Annotated in this window: 13 protein-coding genes and 2 pseudogenes; 9 read left to right on the top strand and 6 right to left on the bottom strand. The window is 67.8% G+C overall.

Annotated features, from left to right (window positions below; genetic code table 11):
• Positions 1–136: 136 nt before the first annotated feature.
• From JHN63_RS11495 to JHN63_RS11465, 7 genes and pseudogenes are all read left to right on the top strand, one after another.
• Positions 137–1,615, top strand: coding sequence for an amino acid permease (locus tag JHN63_RS11495; RefSeq protein ID WP_200679379.1), 1,479 nt, complete (start codon positions 137–139; stop codon positions 1,613–1,615).
• A gap of 53 nt (positions 1,616–1,668) precedes the next feature.
• Positions 1,669–2,889: an arginine deiminase gene (locus tag JHN63_RS11490; protein ID WP_200679377.1), complete on the top strand. Its 1,221-nt coding sequence runs from the start codon at positions 1,669–1,671 to the stop codon at positions 2,887–2,889.
• Positions 2,890–2,936: 47 nt separating this feature from the next.
• Positions 2,937–3,938 (top strand): ornithine carbamoyltransferase, encoded by a 1,002-nt coding sequence (gene argF / locus JHN63_RS11485; RefSeq protein ID WP_200679375.1) that lies wholly within the window; start codon positions 2,937–2,939, stop codon positions 3,936–3,938.
• A gap of 3 nt (positions 3,939–3,941) precedes the next feature.
• Positions 3,942–4,865 carry a carbamate kinase gene (locus JHN63_RS11480; RefSeq protein ID WP_200679372.1) on the top strand — a complete coding sequence of 308 codons (924 nt, stop codon included), beginning with the start codon at positions 3,942–3,944 and terminating at the stop codon, positions 4,863–4,865.
• A gap of 147 nt (positions 4,866–5,012) precedes the next feature.
• Positions 5,013–7,271, top strand: coding sequence for a formate C-acetyltransferase (gene pflB / locus JHN63_RS11475; protein WP_200679370.1), 2,259 nt, complete (start codon positions 5,013–5,015; stop codon positions 7,269–7,271).
• A 14-nt stretch (positions 7,272–7,285) separates the two neighbouring features.
• Positions 7,286–8,014, top strand: a complete 729-nt coding sequence (gene pflA, locus JHN63_RS11470; RefSeq protein ID WP_374222912.1) for a pyruvate formate-lyase-activating protein — start codon at positions 7,286–7,288, stop codon at positions 8,012–8,014.
• A 200-nt stretch (positions 8,015–8,214) separates the two neighbouring features.
• Positions 8,215–8,712 (top strand): annotated as a pseudogene (locus JHN63_RS11465) (transposase family protein); the annotation flags it as partial.
• Between the two features lie 4 nt (positions 8,713–8,716).
• On the opposite strand, the gene JHN63_RS11460 reads toward JHN63_RS11465, so the two are convergent.
• Positions 8,717–9,534, bottom strand: a protein-coding gene (locus tag JHN63_RS11460) for an IS5 family transposase (RefSeq protein ID WP_307781865.1) whose coding sequence is annotated in 2 segments (ribosomal slippage) — positions 8,717–9,174 and positions 9,174–9,534 — 819 coding nt in all. Because the reading frame shifts where the segments join, the coding sequence is not laid out codon by codon here.
• A gap of 63 nt (positions 9,535–9,597) precedes the next feature.
• Between JHN63_RS11460 and JHN63_RS11455 the strand changes: the two are divergent.
• Positions 9,598–9,870, top strand: a pseudogene (locus JHN63_RS11455) (transposase family protein); the annotation flags it as partial.
• A gap of 27 nt (positions 9,871–9,897) precedes the next feature.
• Here the strand turns inward: JHN63_RS11455 and JHN63_RS11450 are convergent.
• The 5 genes from JHN63_RS11450 to JHN63_RS11430 form a co-directional block, all read right to left on the bottom strand.
• Positions 9,898–10,485 (bottom strand): immunity 21 family protein, encoded by a 588-nt coding sequence (locus JHN63_RS11450; protein ID WP_200679366.1) that lies wholly within the window; start codon positions 10,483–10,485, stop codon positions 9,898–9,900.
• Positions 10,486–10,576: 91 nt separating this feature from the next.
• The gene (locus JHN63_RS11445; protein ID WP_200679364.1) at positions 10,577–11,644 is read right to left on the bottom strand and encodes an ROK family protein; all 1,068 of its coding nucleotides are present in this window, start codon (positions 11,642–11,644) and stop codon (positions 10,577–10,579) included.
• On the bottom strand, positions 11,542–12,090 hold the full coding sequence (locus JHN63_RS11440) for a hypothetical protein (RefSeq protein WP_200679362.1): 549 nt from the start codon (positions 12,088–12,090) through the stop codon (positions 11,542–11,544). The genes JHN63_RS11445 and JHN63_RS11440 overlap by 103 nt, the downstream gene beginning before the upstream one ends.
• Before the next feature lie 1,235 nt (positions 12,091–13,325).
• Positions 13,326–14,855 carry a UDP-N-acetylglucosamine 1-carboxyvinyltransferase gene (locus JHN63_RS11435; RefSeq protein ID WP_200679360.1) on the bottom strand — a complete coding sequence of 510 codons (1,530 nt, stop codon included), beginning with the start codon at positions 14,853–14,855 and terminating at the stop codon, positions 13,326–13,328.
• 64 nt (positions 14,856–14,919) lie between these two features.
• Complete coding sequence (locus tag JHN63_RS11430) at positions 14,920–15,117, bottom strand: DUF4236 domain-containing protein (RefSeq protein WP_200679357.1); 198 nt, start codon at positions 15,115–15,117, stop codon at positions 14,920–14,922.
• A 258-nt stretch (positions 15,118–15,375) separates the two neighbouring features.
• Between JHN63_RS11430 and acnA the strand changes: the two genes are divergently transcribed.
• Positions 15,376–18,090, top strand: a complete 2,715-nt coding sequence (gene acnA / locus JHN63_RS11425; protein ID WP_200679355.1) for an aconitate hydratase AcnA — start codon at positions 15,376–15,378, stop codon at positions 18,088–18,090.
• The last annotated feature ends 62 nt before the right edge of the window (positions 18,091–18,152 follow it).

Raw genomic sequence — 18,152 nt, 5'->3', positions numbered from 1 at the left:
TGGGCCGTTCGGGCCGTGCCGGTGGGGACCAATGGCCCCGGGTGGGGATATTCGGCCACTGATCAGACTCGTCGCGGGCGAGAAGGATCGTGCGTGGATCGACTGATCCGCACCGACCCGCACAGGGAGCACAACCATGCCCAGGACCCCACGAAGTGACGGCACGTCACTTCCCAAAGCCGCCCTCGGCCTCTCCGGCGCGACCGCGCTCGTGGTCGGCACCATCATCGGGACCGGAGTGTTCGCACTCCCTTCGGCCCTCGCGCCGTACGGGCCGATCTCACTCGTGGCGTTCGGAGTCGTCACCCTCGGCGCACTCGCGCTGGCGGTGACCTTCGGGGCGCTGTCGAAGCGCGTTCCGGGCAGTGGCGGACCGTACGTCTACGCCCGCGAGGCCTTCGGCGAGTTCGCCGGATTCCTCAACGCCTGGTCGTACTGGATCACCGCCTGGGCGGGGAACGCCGCGATCGTGGTGGCCTGGGTCGGCTACGTCGAGGTGTTCGTCAACACCGGCCACAAAACGGCGATTTCGATACTCATCGCGCTGATCGGGCTCTGGATACCCGCCGCGATCAACCTCACCGGCGTACGGAACATGGGCGCCTTCCAGGTGTTCACCACCGTGCTGAAGTTCATCCCGCTGCTCTTCATGGCCACCATCGGCCTGCTGTTCGTCGACCCGCACAACTTCGGCTCGTTCAACGCCAGCGGCCAATCGGCCATGGGCGCGATCTCGGCCGCCGCACCCATCGCGCTGTTCAGCTACATCGGCCTGGAGGCCGCCTCCGTGGTCGCCGGCCGGGTCCGCGAGCCGGGCCGCAACGTGCCGCGCGCCACCATCTACGGCACCCTCGCCTGCGCCGTCATCTACATCCTCGGCACCCTCGCGGTCTTCGGCACCGTCTCGCACGGCCAACTCGGCGCCTCCACCGCCCCGTTCACCGACGCCGCCAACAACATCCTCGGCGGCACCTGGGCCGGCGACACGGTCGCCGTCACCGCCATCATCTCCGGCATCGGCGCCCTCAACGGCTGGACCATGCTCTGCGCCGAGATGCCGTACGCCGCCGCCCGCGACGGACTCTTCCCCGGCGCCTTCGCGAAGCTGCGCGGAGAGAACGGCGTCCCCGTCTTCGGCATCGTCGCCTCGACTGTCCTCGCCTCGCTGATCACCGTGTTCAGCTACACGCGCTTCGACGACGTCTTCACCAAGATCGTGCTGCTGAGCGTGCTCACGGCCGTGATCCCGTACCTGTTCTCCGCCGCAGCCCAGCTGTACTGGCTGCTGGTGCGCGGACGCGAGAGCATCGCCGGCCGACGCCTGGCCCGCGACATCACGGTCTCCGGCCTGGCGATGGTCTTCTCGTACTGGGCGATCCAGGGGAGCGGCTACCAGACCGTGTACTACGGCCTGTTCGTCCTGCTGCTCGGCCTGCCGGTGTACGTCTGGCTGAAGCGGGGCCAGGGCGTGTACGGCGACGAGCCGGCCCCAGTGGCCGTCCCCGAGGGCCGGGCCCCCGAGACCGCGACACCGCCGGTCAAGCGGATCTCCCGCGCAGTGCCCACCACCCGCACCGGCGGCCTCCGCAGGAATCTCCTCCGGCACCGCGACTGACCGCGCTCCCCGCACCGGCCCCGCACCCGTACGACCACAGGAGCAGCCCCACCATGAACACCACCACCTTCCACGTCGACTCCGAGGTCGGCCGCCTCCGCCAGGTGATCCTGCACCGCCCCGGCCTCGAACTCTCCCGGCTGACCCCGCGCAACGTCGACGCCCTGCTCTTCGACGACATCCTGTGGGCCAAGCGCGCCCGCGAGGAGCACGACGCCTTCGCCCAGGTCCTGCGCGACCACGGGGCCCGCGTCCACTACTTCGCCGACCTGCTCGCCCAGACCCTCGCCGATCCCGAAGCCCGCGACTGGCTCCTGGAGCGGATCGTCACCCCGGCCACCGTCGGCCCGGCACTGATCGACCCCCTACGAGAACTGTGCATCGACCTCGACGGAGAGACGCTCGCCGGCCACCTCATCGGCGGAATCCTCAAGAGCGACCTGACCCTCCCCACCCCGCACAGCCTCGTCTGGAACACCCTCGACGCCGAGGACTTCGCGCTCACACCGCTCCCCAACCACCTCTTCCCGCGCGACAACTCCTGCTGGATGTACGACCGCCTGTCGGTCAACCCGATGGCCAAGCTCGCCCGGCGCCGCGAGAGTCTGCACGCCGAGGCCATCTACCGTTTCCACCCGATGTTCGCCGGCACCGTCACCACGCCACTCCTGGACGGCGCGGTCGGCACCCTGGAGGGCGGCGACGTCCACGTCCTCGGCAACGGCGCCGTCATGGTCGGCATGGGGGAGCGCACCACCGCCCAGGCCGTGGAGAACCTGGCCTCCCGGCTCTTCGCCACCGGCACGGCGAACCGACTGCTGGCCGTCCAACTCCCCGCCGCCCGGGCCTACATGCACCTCGACACCGTGCTCACCATGGTCGACCGCGACGCCTTCACCGTCTACCCGGGCCTCGCGGACTCCCTGCGCTCGTGGACGCTCACGCCCAGCGACGCCCGCGAGACCGGCTTTGAGGTCACCCTCAACTCCGACCTGGCCGGCGCCCTGGCCGAGGCCCTGGACCTGGACAAGGTCCGGATGCTGTCCGCACCGCAGGACATCCGCGGCGCCGAGCGCGAACAGTGGGACGACGGCAGCAGCTTCCTCGCCCTCGCCCCCGGCGTGGTCGTCGGCTACGAGCGCAACGTCACCACCAACACCTACCTCCGCAAGCAGGGCATCGAGATCGTCACCATCGCCGGCGCCGAACTCGGCCGCGGCCGGGGCGGACCGCGCTGCATGAGCTGCCCCATCGAACGCGACCCGGCCACCTGAGCCGGCAACGCGACCCGGCCGCCCGACCCAGCGAAGGGACCACCATCATGACCGTCGACCTGCGAGGCCGCTCCTACCTGAGCGAACTCGACTTCACCGCCCGCGAGATCCACCACCTCCTCGACCTCGCCGCCGACCTCAAGACCGCCAAGCGCAACGGCACCGAACAGCCCCGGCTGACCGGCCGCAACCTCGCGCTGATCTTCGAGAAGACCTCCACCCGCACCCGCTGCGCCTTCGAGGTCGCCGCCGCCGACCAGGGTGCCCGCACCACCTACCTCGGCCCCGGTGACACCCACATCGGCGCCAAGGAGTCCATCGCCGACACCGCCCGCGTGCTGGGCCGGATGTTCGACGCCATCGAGTACCGCGGCTCCGACCAGGCCCTCGTCACCGAACTCGCCGCCCACTCCGGCGTCCCCGTCTACAACGGCCTGACCGACACCGCGCACCCCACCCAGAGCCTGTGCGACGTCCTCACCATGGACGAGCACAGCCCCAAGCCCCTGCCCGACATCGCCTACTGCTACCTCGGCGACGCCCGCAACAACATGGGCAACTCGCTGCTGTCGATGGGTGCCCTGCTCGGCATGGACGTACGGATCGCGGCACCGAAGGCACTGTGGCCGGCGGCCGAACTCGTCTCCGCCTGCCGGGTGTTGGGCGAGAACAGCGGAGCTCGGATCACCCTCACCGAGGACGTCGAAACCGCCGTGCACGGTGCCGACTTCCTGCACACCGACGTGTGGGTCTCCATGGGCGAGCCCGCCGACTCCTGGCGGAAGCGGATCGAACTGCTCCTCCCGTACCAGGTGAACGACAAGACGCTGGCCGCCACCGGAAACCCGGACGTCAAGTTCATGCACTGCCTGCCGGCCCTGCATGACCGCCGCACCCACCTCGGCCGGGACCTGTTCGACACCTACGGGCTGGACGGCCTGGAGGTCACCGACGACGTGTTCTCGTCCCCCGCCTCGATCGTCTTCGACCAGGCGGAGAACCGACTGCACACCATCAAGGCCGTACTCGTCGCCACCCTGGAGGACTGAGCCATGCGTATCGTCATCGCGCTGGGCGGCAACGCCCTGCTGCACCGCGGCGAACGCCCCGATGCGGCCGTGCAGGAGGCGAACATCGACCGGGTGACCACCGCGATCGCCGCCCTCGCCACCGAGCACGAGATCGTCGTCACCCACGGCAACGGCCCCCAGATCGGCCTGCTCGCCGTGGAGAGCGCGGCCGACCCGGCCCTGAGCGCTCCCTACCCGCTGGACCTGCTCGGTGCCCAGACCCAGGGCATGATCGGTTCCCTGCTGGCGCGCACCCTGCACGACGCCCTGCCCGGCCGTCGTATCGCCGCGCTGGTCACCCACACCCTCGTCCGGGCCGACGACCCGGCCTTCGAACACCCCACGAAGTTCGTCGGTCAGGTGTACTCCCACGACGTCGCGTCCGCGCTCGCCCGCAGGCGCGGCTGGCACATCGGCGCCGACACGACCGGCTGGCGCCGCGTCGTTCCCTCCCCGGCACCCGAACGGATCCTGGAGACCGACACGATCCACGACCTGCTGTGCGGCGGCACGCTCGTCATCTGCGCGGGCGGTGGTGGCGTTCCTGTCACCGCGGACTACGACACCGGGGCGCTCACCGGGGCGGAAGCCGTCATCGACAAGGACCGCACGGCGGCACTGCTCGCCGAGCACCTGAAGGCCGACTTCCTGCTCATCCTCACGGACGTGCCCTGCGTCTATACCGGCTACGGCACCCCCGACCAGCAGCCCGTCCTCGGCGCCACCCCCGCGCAACTGCGCGGCGGCGACTTCCCGGACGGCTCCATGGGACCGAAGACCGAGGCCGCCGCCCGGTTCGTCGAACGCACCGGGGGACTGGCCGCGATCGGCGCCCTGGACGCGGCGTACGAGATCGTCCACGGCCGGTCGGGCACCCTCGTCCGCCCCGACCTGCCCGTCGTATGAGCGTCCGCAGCGGGAGGGCCGTTCGGCCCTCCCCATGGGTCGGACGGCCAAGGTCAGGGCCCTGACCGGCCCTCCCGACGACCGGAGCATCGGACCAGCATGGAGTCAGGGAGACATCCCCGTGCGGAGCAAGGGAGAGAACCGGCGATGACAACGACAGCGGTAGTCGGAACACGCGCAACCGAGGCATGGCACGGCTTCGCCGGCACTCCGTGGCGCGAGCGCATCGACGTGCGCGGCTTCATCCAGGCCAACTACACGCCGTACGAGGGCGACGCGACCTTCCTGACCGGCCCCACCGACCGTACCCGCGCCGTCTGGGAGAAGGTCAGCGCCCTGTTCCCGGAGGAGCGCAGCCGGGGCGTCCTCGACGTCGACGCCAGGACCCCCTCCACGATCACCTCGCACGCGCCCGGATACATCGACCGCGAACGGGAGTTGATCGTCGGCCTGCAGACCGACGCCCCGCTCAAGCGCGCGATCATGCCCAACGGCGGCCTGCGCATGGTCGAGAACAGCCTGAAGGCATACGGCTACGAACCCGACCCCTTCGTCACGCGCGTCTTCGGCACCTACCGCAAGACCCACAACGACGGTGTCTTCGACGCCTACACCCCCGAAATGCGCGCCGCCCGCAAGGCCGGCATCATCACCGGGCTGCCCGACGCCTACGGCCGCGGCCGGATCATCGGCGACTACCGGCGCGTGGCGCTGTACGGCACGGACCGGCTGACCGAGGCCAAGAAGGCCGAGCGGGCCCTGCTCGACGCGTGCGCCTCCTCCGCCGAGGTCATCCGGGACCGGGAGGAACTCGCCGAGCAGATACGGGCGTTGGGCGAGCTGACGCGGATGGCGGCGACGTACGGCTGTGACGTCTCCCGGCCCGCCGCCACCGCCCACGAGGCCGTGCAGTGGCTCTACCTCGGCTACCTCGCCGCCGTGAAGGAGCAGAACGGCGCCGCGATGTCGCTCGGCCGCACCTCCACCTTCCTCGACGTCTACCTCCAACGAGACCTGAATGAAGGCGTGTTGGACGAGTCCCGGGCCCAGGAGCTGATCGACGACTTCGTGATCAAGCTGCGGATCGTACGGTTCCTGCGCACCCCCGAGTACGACGCCCTGTTCTCCGGCGACCCGACCTGGGTGACGGAGTCCATCGGCGGCATGGGCGAGGACGGGCGCACCCTGGTCACCCGCACGTCCTTCCGGTTCCTGCAGACCCTGTACAACCTCGGCCCCGCACCCGAACCCAACCTGACGGTTCTGTGGTCGCCGCAACTCCCCTTCGCGTTCAGGGAGTTCTGTGCCCAGGTCTCGATCGACACCAGCGCCGTCCAGTACGAGTCGGACGAGCTGCTGCGCCCGTGCACCGGCGACGACACCGCGATCGCCTGCTGTGTCTCGGCGATGGCGGTGGGCAAGCAGATGCAGTTCTTCGGCGCCCGCGTCAACCTCGCCAAGGCCCTGCTCTACGCCGTCAACGGCGGCCGCGACGAGATGACCGGCGAACAGATATCACCCGAAGCACCTCCGCTGACAGGGGATTACCTGGACTACGCGGAGCTGTCGGCGGCCTACGACCGCGTCCTGGACTGGTTGGCGCGGACGTACGTCAACGCGCTCAACGTCATCCACTACATGCACGACAAGTACGCCTACGAGCGCGTCGAGATGGCGCTGCACGACTACCCGGTGCACCGTTTCATGGCGTGCGGCATCGCCGGTCTGTCGGTCGCCGCCGACAGCCTGTCCGCCGTCAAGTACGCCCGGGTGAAGGTGTTCCGGGACGCCTCCGGTCTCGCCGTCGACTTCCGCACCGAGGGCGACTTCCCGGCCTACGGCAACAACGACGACCGCGCCGACGGCATCGCCGTAGGACTCGTCGAGTCCTTCATGGCGAAGGTGCGCCAATACCCGACCTACCGGGGCGCCGAACACACCCAGTCAGTGCTGACGATCACCTCGAACGTCGTCTACGGCAAGCACACCGGCAACACCCCCGACGGCCGGCGCACCGGAGCGCCCTTCGCTCCGGGCGCCAACCCGATGAACGGCCGCGACCGGCACGGAGTCGCCGCCTCCGCGCTCTCGGTGGCGAAGCTGCCGTACGAACAGGCCCGTGACGGCATCTCGCTGACGACGACGATCACGCCCGAGGGGCTGGGGCACGCGCCCGACGAGCGCGCCGGGCACCTGGTGGGCATCCTCGACGCCTACACGGCCGCGGGCGGCTTCCACATGAACGTCAACGTCCTCGACCGCGCGACGCTGGAAGACGCCATGCAACACCCGGACAAGTACCCGGACTTGACCATCCGCGTCTCCGGATACGCCGTCAACTTCGTCCGGCTGACCCGTGAGCAGCAGCTCGACGTGATCAGCCGTACCTTCCACGGATCGCTGTGAGTACCGTCCGGGCCGTGACGACCGGCCGGATCCACTCCTGGGACCTGTCCACCGGCGTGGACGGCCCCGGGACCCGGTTCGTCCTCTTCGTCTCCGGCTGCCCGCTGCGCTGCCTGTACTGCGCCAACCCCGACACCTGGCACATGCGCGACGGTCGGGAGGCGACGGTCGACGAGGTGATGGCCGAGATCGAGAAGTACCGGGCCTTCATCACCACGGCCGGCGGCGGAGTGACCCTCACGGGCGGCGAGCCGCTGCTCCAGTCCGCCTTCACCGGCGAGATCCTGCGCCGCTGCAAGGAGGCCGGCCTGCACACCGCCCTCGACACCTCCGGCTTCCTCGGCGCCCGCGCCACCGACGAACTCCTCGCCGACACCGACCTGGTGCTCCTCGACATCAAGTCCTTCCACGCGCCTACGTATCGCCAGCTCACCGGAGGTGAACTGGCACCCACCCTGGATTTCGCCACCCGCCTGAACCGACTGGGCAAGCGCGTGTGGATCCGGTACGTGCTGGTCCCCGGCTGGACCGATTCATCGCAAGACGTCTACGGTCTCGCCCGCTTCCTCGCCGGCCTCGGCAACGTCGACCGGGTCGACGTCCTGCCCTTCCACAAACTCGGAGCCTCGAAGTACGAAGCCCTCCACGTGCCCTTCCGCCTGCTGACAACGCCGACTCCAGGTCCCGACCTGGTCGGACGGGTTCGAAACCAGTTCCGCGAGCTGGGGCTGGAGGCGTACTGATCGGCTCGGGGAGTCTCGGCTGCGTGAAGCACTGGGGTGGCAGAATTCCCGAACCGCCGAGCAAGGATCCGGAGTTCCTGATGTGAATCGGTGATTTGACACCGACGAGATGTTCAGCGCTCCTTGCTCGGATGCGCCGAGCTTTCCCAATCGCTAAGGGCTGTCCCGTAACGGCTGACCACAGGTGAGACGATCTTGATGTGGCTGGTGTGATTACGGCGTCGGAGCCGTCCTGGATAGGCCTGTTCACCGGCTTGAGCCCGCGCTGTTTCCGTACGTTGGTCACTGCGCTGCGCCGCGAAGGAGCTGATGCCGTGCGTCGAGGTCGGCCATGGAGCCTGCCGTTGGAAGACCGGGTGTTGCTGGTCACGACTTACTGGCGGACGAACTTGACGATGCGCCAACTGGCTCCGCTGTTCGGGATCTCGAAGTCCGCGGTCGACCGGATCATCGATCAGGTTGGCCCGCTCCTCGCGCTGCGGCCCCGGCTTCGCTTCGCCAAGGACACCGTGCTCATTGTGGACGGCACCCTGGTTCCCACCCGCGACCACACGGTGGCCGAACAGTCCAAGAACTACCGGTACTCCACCAACCACCAGGTACTCATCGATGCCGACACTCGCCTCGTCGTCCTAGTCGGCAGGCCGCTGCCGGGCAACCGCAATGACTGCAAGGCATGGGAGGAATCTGGAGTAAGAGGTCCTAACAAAGGCGCTGTACATGTCGGTGGGTGATGAGGCAGGTGGCGAGGCCGAGGAATGCTTCGTGGATGTCGTCGCGTCGCTCCCACCGGATGCGCAGGCGGCGGAAGCCGTGCAGCCAGGCGATCGTTCTCTCGACGACATACCGGAAGATCCCCAGGCCGGAGCCGTGTGGCTGGCCTCGTTCGGCGATGACGGGGCGGATGCCGCGGGCCCAGAGCAGGCGCCGGTACTTGTCGTGGTCGTAGCCGCGGTCGGCGAGGAGTGCGTCGGGCCGGTGTCGGGGCCGACCGACGACGCCGGCCACGGCGGGAACCTTGTCGAGCAGAGGCAGCAACTGGGTGACGTCGTTGCGGTTTCCGCCCGTCAGTGACACCGCGAGCGGGATGCCCTGGCCGTCGGTCAGGACATGGTGCTTGCTGCCCGGCCGTCCGCGGTCGACCGGGCTGGGACCGCTTTTGGGCCGCGCCGAGCGGCCCGCACGTGGGAGGAGTCGATCACCGCCCGCGACCAGTCCAGCTTCTTCGCCACCCGCAGCTTCTTCAGCAGCACCAGGTGCAGTGCCTCCCAGACCCCGGCCTCGTTCCACGTGGCCAGGCGCCGCCAGCACGTCATCCCGGATCCGAAGCCCAGCTCCTGCGGCAGGTACTCCCACTGGATACCGGTGTGCAGCACGAACAGGATCCCGCACAGCGCCTGCCGGTCCGGCACCCGCGGCCTGCCCTCGACCAGCTTCGGACCCGGCACGGGCAGCAACGGCTCGATGAGCGACCACAGTTCATCCGACACGATCCACGGCCGCGACTGATGTTTCCCCACGACCAGACCAACGACCACCCAAGCCGAAAGTCACATGATCAACAGCTTCTGTTAGGACCTCTAAAGGCCGCTGTCGGCAAGACCATGACCATCGCCGACGGCGGCTATCCCGGCACTGGCGTCGTCATGCCCCACCGTCGGCGGGCGGGCGAGGAACTGTCCGCCTGGAAACAGGAGCACAACCGTTCACACAAGCAGGTCCGTGCCCGCGTCGAGCATGCCTTCGCGCGGATGAAGACCTGGAAGATTCTCCGGGACTGCCGGTTGAAAGGCGAAGGTGTCCACCACGCGGTGCTCGGCATCGCCCGTTTACACAACCTTGCGCGCAGCGCGTGACCGCACTCAACCGAAGCAACTGACCGTTCATGATTCGATCGGCAGGATCTGGACCAGGCCGACCCAGTTCTCGTCGTCCGCCTTGGTATGGGTAGCTCGGACCCTCCAGCAGCCGGCGGGCAGCGCAACCGATGCCTGGGAGGGCGTCCCGCCGCCGGGATACTCGGTGTCCAGTGCGGAGCCTGATTCCGCGGAGTCCATGAGTGTGGCTGGACCGTCCGATGACCACGTGCCGCACTCCTCCCACTCGGTGGCGGGGTCTGCGAGCACAGCCCTGGCCGCCGCCTTCAGTTCGGCCTCAGAGTCAGCCGCAAGCCACCGCAGGAAGGTCCGATGCTCGGGTAGAAAACAGCTGGTGGCCGGCTCGTCCGCCAGCACCAGTGCCTGCGCACCGTTCTCGCCAACAGTGATCACACCGGCCAGATCGTCCACTGCGCAGGCTCGGTCGTAGTCGTCTGGAACGGTGGCATCTCCTGCCATGACTCCGGTCTCCGTACACCCACGCCATGCAGCCAACGCGGAGACGGGGACGACGATCAAAGGCCCGCCCATCGACTCCACCCAGACAGGAGAGGTGTCGGACGCATGGGCTTCGGTAGACGAAGAAACGCTCATGCCGTCAGTGTGCCCGCGCCCACTGACAACGCCCACGGTGACCGATTGGCACTCAGGACAGGAACGGCCCAGGGCCTGCGGCAACCTGCAGTTACGGGACAGCCCTTAGGGGGGCAAATCCGGACAGCCCTGGAAAGCGGTGTTTGAGGTAACTGGGATCGCGGGTGAGCAGAGCGGCGCCACGCCATCCCCACGCGCGCATGTCGCCGTAGAGGTACTGCGGGGAGGTTTCCATGACACAGGCGGCCAGATGCTGGATGAAGGCCCGGCGGAAGGCATTGTTGCCCTGGAGGTATTCCGGGATCGTGCCGCACAGGGCGACGTAGGGGAGGTCGAGCGCGTCGAGGATCGCCGCTATGCCGACGGCGAAGAGCTGACCGTAGAGCACCATCAGTCGTTCGAGGAAGTGATGGAGCAGCGGATCGTCGGCGACCACGGTGAGTGCGCGGTCGCCAAGGGCGCGCAGTACATGGAGGAGAATGATGCCCGCGATTTCCTCGGGGTCACCGCTGAGCCTGCGCACGATGTCCTCGTGCCGGGTATCAGCGCGATAGGCGTCCATCACCGCGGTGAGGCTGTCACGGTCCAGAACGCCGGCGAGATGGCCGAGCCCGCCGATGCCGATCAGTGACTCGAAGTGGTAGCCGTGCTTCCCACAGGAGCAACGGCGGGGCTGCAGGGTCAGGCCACCCAGTTCGAGTATGTCGCCCATGTTGAGTTCGACGTGCCCCACTTCACCCGCGCGGAATGTGGCGCCGTAGGAAATGCGCCGGTCGAAGACGAGCCCGGATCCCACGCCGGTGCCGGCGAAGACGCAGACGAAGTCGGCCCATTGGGGACCCTGTTCGGTGATCAGCCATCGGGCCGCGCAGCGCGCGTCGTTGTCGAGGTGAATCTTCGAGCGCATCCCTTGTACGTCCTCGACCTGGAAGACTCGCCCCAGAATCTCCATGCCGCAGATCCGCTTCAATGTTGTGGCGACCCGACCGGCCACATCTTCGCCCGCCTCGATGGGGACTCCTTCCACGGCCTTGTCGAACCGGCCTCGCTCCGGAATCACTCCGCCCGGTACAGCAATGCCGATTGATGCGACAGTGAGATTGCGCTGGTCGGCTTGCTCAATGAGTGCGCGCAGGGCATTGCAGAGAACGTCGTACATCTCGGTGTGCCCGAAGCGCCCGTCCGGTGGCGGTGAGTCGACGCGGACCACGTCCTCATCACGCACGGGCCGATAACGTCCGCTTCCGGCAGGGCAGTGGTCGGCCCGGTCACGTGAAGCAGTCCGCACTCCAGCCGGCGGCGGCCGACACGGCAGGCGATGTGGTGACCGCCGGGCATTGAGGGTGGCCGTTGGTTGACGCTGTCGATGATTTCACCGCTGGCGGAGAGAACGAACAGCCCCGCGATCACCAGGGCGACTACGGCGGACAGCCCGAAGGCGAGCAACGGGGCCCATACGGTCAGTCCATCAGCCACCGGCCCTGCAGCCACGGCCCAAAGGATGGCGGCGGCTGTGCTGATGAAGGCCAATCGGACCAGATGCCTCGCCTTTTCCGGGCGCACCTCGTCGGCGAGACGTACGAATTGGTCGAGCCAGTCAAACATGACGCCCCCGTCACGTGCCTGCCCTCATTTGTTCCCCATCCATCGGGCAACCGGAGTGGAAGGCCGTCATCCCAACACCGCAACGACAGGCAGCAGTTGAAGGTATTCCCCGAGCGAGGGACCAGATCATCCCTCGCGTACCGACCGAGTGTTCGACAGTAGAAGAAGTTGAGAGGGGCACACGTCTGTTTCTGGTCGGAGGTCGGAGGTCGCTGAACGGTCGCGTCGGCACAAATACAGAGCCGTGGTACGTCGTCCGCCTCGACTGTGAAAGTGCCAACAGCAGTGCCGGGCCACGCGGGACGGAGAATCGGAGGTGTGGCTCCGCACAGAGCCGGACGGGGCGGCATGCCAGCCAGTCGCTGGTCCAGGCCTGAGATCTCCGCAGCAGTCATGTATCGCATAGCACCCCTCCGGCGGACTTGAGGGATCGATTTGGTACATCCGGTCGGCGGTCAGGGCGGATCGGAACAGCGATCGCGGATGTCACGAACCCCCAGGCCAGGCGCTCGTCCTCTGGGATTTCCCAGGAAGTTTCCAGGAACTTTCCGCCGCGTAAGCGGGGAAGGCCCTGACAGCACTGAAAGACACGAACGCGCTGTTCAGTGCCTACCTCTCCAGCATTCGATGATGTTCACCGCGAGGCCCCCGCGCGGTCTCCTGGTACTTCACGGACATGTCCGCGCAGGTGTCCTTCATGGTCTTGATGACCTTGCTGGTCTCGACGTACGCGTCCGCCCTCTCATCCCGTTGGCAGGCCCGACGACGGCAGCACGCATTTCACTGCTCGTCTCGACGCGCTCTCGGGCAGGGTCGTCGCGGATGCTGTCGGCGGGCGCCTCGGTCGGCAGGTCGCCGACCCGGACGTGGGGGTCGGCCGGATGATCGAAGGAGCGCCGGTGCGCGTGGAGGTCCGGGCTGGAACTGGCCGTAGCGTGTAGTGCGCTTGATGCGCGTGCGCGGCGAGGACCGAACTCCGAATCTCAGGAACGCCAGTGGCACCGTCGGTGCGGCCGTTGCGAGGCCCCTTTGGCGAGCACTCCCCGTGAAGGCTGACGGACACTCGGATATCCCTGATGCATCGTCACCAATTCAAGATCATCTTGCATGCGCGTTGCACAAGGCGATGAAAAACAGCGATGATCAATGGAGGGTCCTGCAAGTGTGTAACAGCAGGTCAGCCGGCATTAGGAGTGTCGTGCCCCTCGTCTCCCAGGGGCACGACACTCCGCCGATCAGATGTCCCGGAAGATCTCGATCTGCGCCCCCACGGAGTTGAGCCGCTCCGCCAGATCCTCGTAACCCCGGTTGATGACGTACACGTTGCGCAGCACGGACGTCCCCTCCGCCGCCATCATCGCGAGCAGCACGACCACGGCCGGCCGCAGCGCCGGCGGGCACATCATCTCGGCGGCCCGCCAGCGGGTCGGGCCCTCGACCAACACCCGGTGCGGGTCGAGAAGTTGGAGGCGTCCGCCGAGGCGGTTGAGGTCCGTGAGGTAGATCGCGCGGTTGTCGTAGACCCAGTCGTGGATGAGGGTCTGCCCCTGCGCGACCGCCGCGATCGCCGCGAAGAACGGCACGTTGTCGATGTTCAGGCCGGGGAACGGCATCGGGTGGATCTTGTCGATCGGCGCCTCCAGCTTGGAGGGCCGGACCGTGAGGTCCACCAGCCGCGTACGGCCGTTGTCCGCGACGTACTCGGCGGTGCGGTCGTGGTCGAGGCCCATCTCCTCCAGGACCGCGAGCTCGATCTCCAGGAACTCGATGGGCACCCGGCGGACCGTCAGCTCCGATTCGGTGACGACGGCCGCGGCCAGCAGGCTCATCGCCTCGACCGGGTCCTCGGAGGGGGAGTAGTCCACGTCGACGTCGATGGTCGGCACGCCGTGCACGGTGAGCGTGGTGGTGCCGATGCCCTCGACCCGTACGCCGAGCGCCTCCAGGAAGAAGCAGAGGTCCTGGACCATGTAGTTGGAGGAGGCGTTGCGGATGACCGTGGCACCGTCGTGGCGGGCGGCGGCGAGCAGCGCGTTCTCGGTGACGGTGTCGCCGCGCTCGGTCAGCACGATCGGGCGGTCGGGGGAGACGGACCGGTCGACCCGCGCGTGGTAGAGGCCCTCGGTCGCGGCGATGTCGAGCCCGAACCGCCGTAGCGCGATCATGTGCGGCTCGATCGTGCGGGTGCCGAGGTCGCAACCGCCCGCGTACGGCAGCTTGAAGCTGTCCATGCGGTGCAGCAGCGGGCCGAGGAACATGATGATCGAGCGGGTGCGCTTGGCGGCCTCCGCGTCGATCGCGGCCATCTCCAGCTCGGCCGGCGGGACGATCTCCAGGTCGACGCCGTCGTTGATCCAGCGGGTGCGGACGCCGATCGAGCCGAGTACCTCCAGAAGGCGGTACACCTCCTCGATCCGCGCGACCCTGCGCAGCACTGTGCGCCCCTTGTTGAGGAGCGAGGCGCACAGCAGTGCCACGCACGCGTTCTTGCTGGTCTTCACATCGATCGCGCCGGAGAGCCGACGACCGCCGACCACCCGAAGATGCATCGGACCGGCGTAGCCCAGAGAGACGATCTCGCTGTCCAGGGCTTCACCGATTCGAGCGATCATCTCAAGGCTGATGTTTTGATTGCCGCGCTCGATGCGGTTGACGGCGCTCTGACTGGTGCCGAGCGCCTCGGCAAGCTGCGTCTGTGTCCAGCCCCGATGCTGCCGGGCGTCACGGATGAGCTTGCCGATACGTACGAGGTAGTCGTCTGCCATGAGGCCGAGGTTATCTCAGATATGAGATGGCGCCTCATGAGGGGGCCGTTCGGGTGACGGCCGGTCAGTCGTCCTTCTTGGTGCGCGTCTTGCGCCACCCGAAAGGCCCGGGCAAATCCATCGATGTCGTACGACGTCCTGTGGTGCTGCGCGTGTAGCGCGGCCCCTTCTTGCCGCCTGTGGTGAACGACATGGATCCCTTGTTGATGTTGAGCCGAAGCCAAGGAAGGATCCGGAAGCTCTTGCGGAACGTGAGCGGCATCCCGCCCCCTTTCGTCCCGCACCTGGTACCCCGAAGATGCGCGGGTATGGCGGCGGAAAGGGTCCGGGCATGACCAGCCCGCCCCCATGTACTAGAGTTATCTCGACATCGAGATATCTGCCGAGGTGCACCGCAGCCGCACATTCCGCCGATCCCAGCGGTAAGGCTTGCCTAACTTAGCCTTACCTTAGCGGATCGGCCAAGACGTTGTGGCGGCAGGATGCGGTGGGAACGCGCACATCAATGAAGGAGACTGTCGTGTCGGCGAACAGCTTCGACGCCCGCAGCACACTGCAGGTGGGCGACGAGTCGTACGAGATCTTCCGCCTGGACAAGGTGGAGGGCTCGGCTCGGCTCCCCTACAGCCTTAAGGTCCTGCTGGAGAATCTGCTCCGCACCGAGGACGGCGCGAACATCACCGCCGACCACATCCGCGCCCTCGGCACCTGGGACTCGCAGGCCCAGCCGTCGCAGGAGATCCAGTTCACGCCGGCCCGTGTGATCATGCAGGACTTCACCGGCGTGCCCTGCGTGGTGGACCTCGCGACCATGCGTGAGGCCGTCAAGGAGCTGGGCGGCGACCCGGCGAAGATCAACCCGCTGGCCCCGGCCGAGCTGGTCATCGACCACTCCGTCATCGCCGACAAGTTCGGCACCCACGAGGCCTTCGCGCAGAACGTCGAGCTGGAGTACGGCCGCAACCGCGAGCGCTACCAGTTCCTGCGCTGGGGCCAGACCGCGTTCGACGAGTTCAAGGTCGTCCCGCCGGGCACCGGCATCGTCCACCAGGTCAACATCGAGCACCTCGCTCGTACGGTCATGGTCCGCAACGGCCAGGCCTACCCCGACACCCTCGTCGGCACCGACTCGCACACCACGATGGTCAACGGCCTCGGTGTGCTGGGCTGGGGCGTCGGTGGCATCGAGGCCGAGGCCGCGATGCTCGGCCAGCCGGTCTCGATGCTCATCCCGCGCGTCGTCGGCTTCAAGCTCACCGGCGAGCTGACCCCGGGCACCACCGCCACGGACCTCGTGCTGACCATCACCGAGATGCTCCGCAAGCACGGCGTGGTCGGCAAGTTCGTCGAGTTCTACGGCGAGGGCGTCGCCGCCACCTCCCTCGCGAACCGCGCCACCATCGGCAACATGTCGCCGGAGTTCGGTTCCACCGCCGCGATCTTCCCGATCGACGACGAGACCCTGAAGTACCTGCGCCTGACCGGCCGCAGCGACCAGCAGGTCGCGCTCGTCGAGGCGTACGCCAAGGAGCAGGGCCTCTGGCTCGACCCGGCCGCCGAGCCCGACTTCTCCGAGAAGCTGGAGCTCGACCTCGCCACGGTCGTCCCCTCGATCGCCGGCCCGAAGCGCCCGCAGGACCGCATCGTCCTCGCGAACGCCTCCGAGCAGTTCAAGAGCGACGTCCGCAACTACGTCTCCGACGACGACGAGGCGGGCAAGGAGTCCTTCCCGGCCTCCGACTCCCCGGCCGCCAGCAACGGCGTCCCGTCGAACCCGGTCACGGTGACCGCCCCCGACGGCTCGACCTACGAGCTGGACCACGGCGCGGTGACGGTCGCGGCCATCACCTCCTGCACCAACACCTCGAACCCGTACGTCATGGTCGCCGCCGCGCTCGTCGCGAAGAAGGCCGTGGAGAAGGGGCTGACGCGGAAGCCCTGGGTCAAGACCACCCTCGCGCCCGGCTCCAAGGTCGTCACCGACTACTTCGACAAGGCGGGGCTCACCCCCTACCTCGACAAGGTCGGCTTCAACCTCGTCGGCTACGGCTGCACCACCTGCATCGGCAACTCCGGCCCGCTGCCGGAAGAGGTCTCCAAGGCCGTCAACGACCATGACCTGGCCGTGACTTCGGTGCTCTCCGGCAACCGCAACTTCGAGGGCCGGATCAACCCGGACGTCAAGATGAACTACCTGGCGTCCCCGCCGCTGGTCGTCGCGTACGCCCTCGCGGGCTCCATGAAGGTGGACATCACCAAGGACGCGCTCGGCGTCGACCAGGACGGCAAGCCGGTCTACCTGGAAGACATCTGGCCCACCGAGGCCGAGGTCAACGACGTCGTCGCGAACTCCATCGGCGAGGACATGTTCAACAAGTCCTACGCCGACGTCTTCGCGGGCGACGCCCAGTGGCAGGCGCTGCCCATCCCGGAGGGCAACACCTTCGAGTGGGACGCGCAGTCGACCTACGTCCGCAAGCCCCCGTACTTCGAGGGCATGACGATGGAGACCACCCCGGTCTCGGACATCGCCGGCGCCCGCGTCCTGGCCAAGCTCGGCGACTCGGTCACCACCGACCACATCTCGCCCGCCGGCGCCATCAAGGCCGACACCCCGGCCGGCAAGTACCTCACCGAGCACGGCATCGAGCGGCGTGACTTCAACTCCTACGGCTCCCGCCGAGGCAACCACGAGGTCATGATCCGCGGCACCTTCGCCAACATCCGCCTGCGCAACCAGGTCGCGCCGGGCACCGAGGGCGGCTTCACGCGTGACTTCACGCAGGCCGACGCGCCCGTCTCCTTCATCTACGACGCCTCGCGCAACTACATCGAGCAGGGCATCCCGCTGGTCATCCTGGCCGGCAAGGAGTACGGCTCCGGCTCGTCCCGCGACTGGGCCGCCAAGGGCACCGCGCTCCTCGGCGTCAAGGCCGTCATCGCCGAGTCCTACGAGCGCATCCACCGCTCGAACCTCATCGGCATGGGCGTCGTCCCGCTCCAGTACCCGGCGGGTCAGACCGCCGAGTCCCTCGGTCTGACCGGCGAGGAGTCCTTCTCCGTCACCGGCATCACCGAGCTGAACGACGGCACCACCCCGAGCACGGTCAAGGTCACCACCGACACCGGTGTGGAGTTCGACGCGGTCGTCCGCATCGACACCCCCGGCGAGGCCGACTACTACCGCAACGGCGGCATCCTGCAGTACGTGCTGCGCAACCTGATCCGCAACTAGCGGACCCGGTAAGGCAGTTGAGGGCCGCATCCCCGGTGACGGGGGTGCGGCCCTCCGCCGTT

It is taken from the genome of Streptomyces sp. MBT65, assembly GCF_016612545.1.
Lineage (GTDB): Bacteria > Actinomycetota > Actinomycetes > Streptomycetales > Streptomycetaceae > Streptomyces.
The sequence above is the reverse complement of the archived record's forward strand: the minus strand, read 5'-3'. Positions and strand labels throughout refer to the sequence as shown.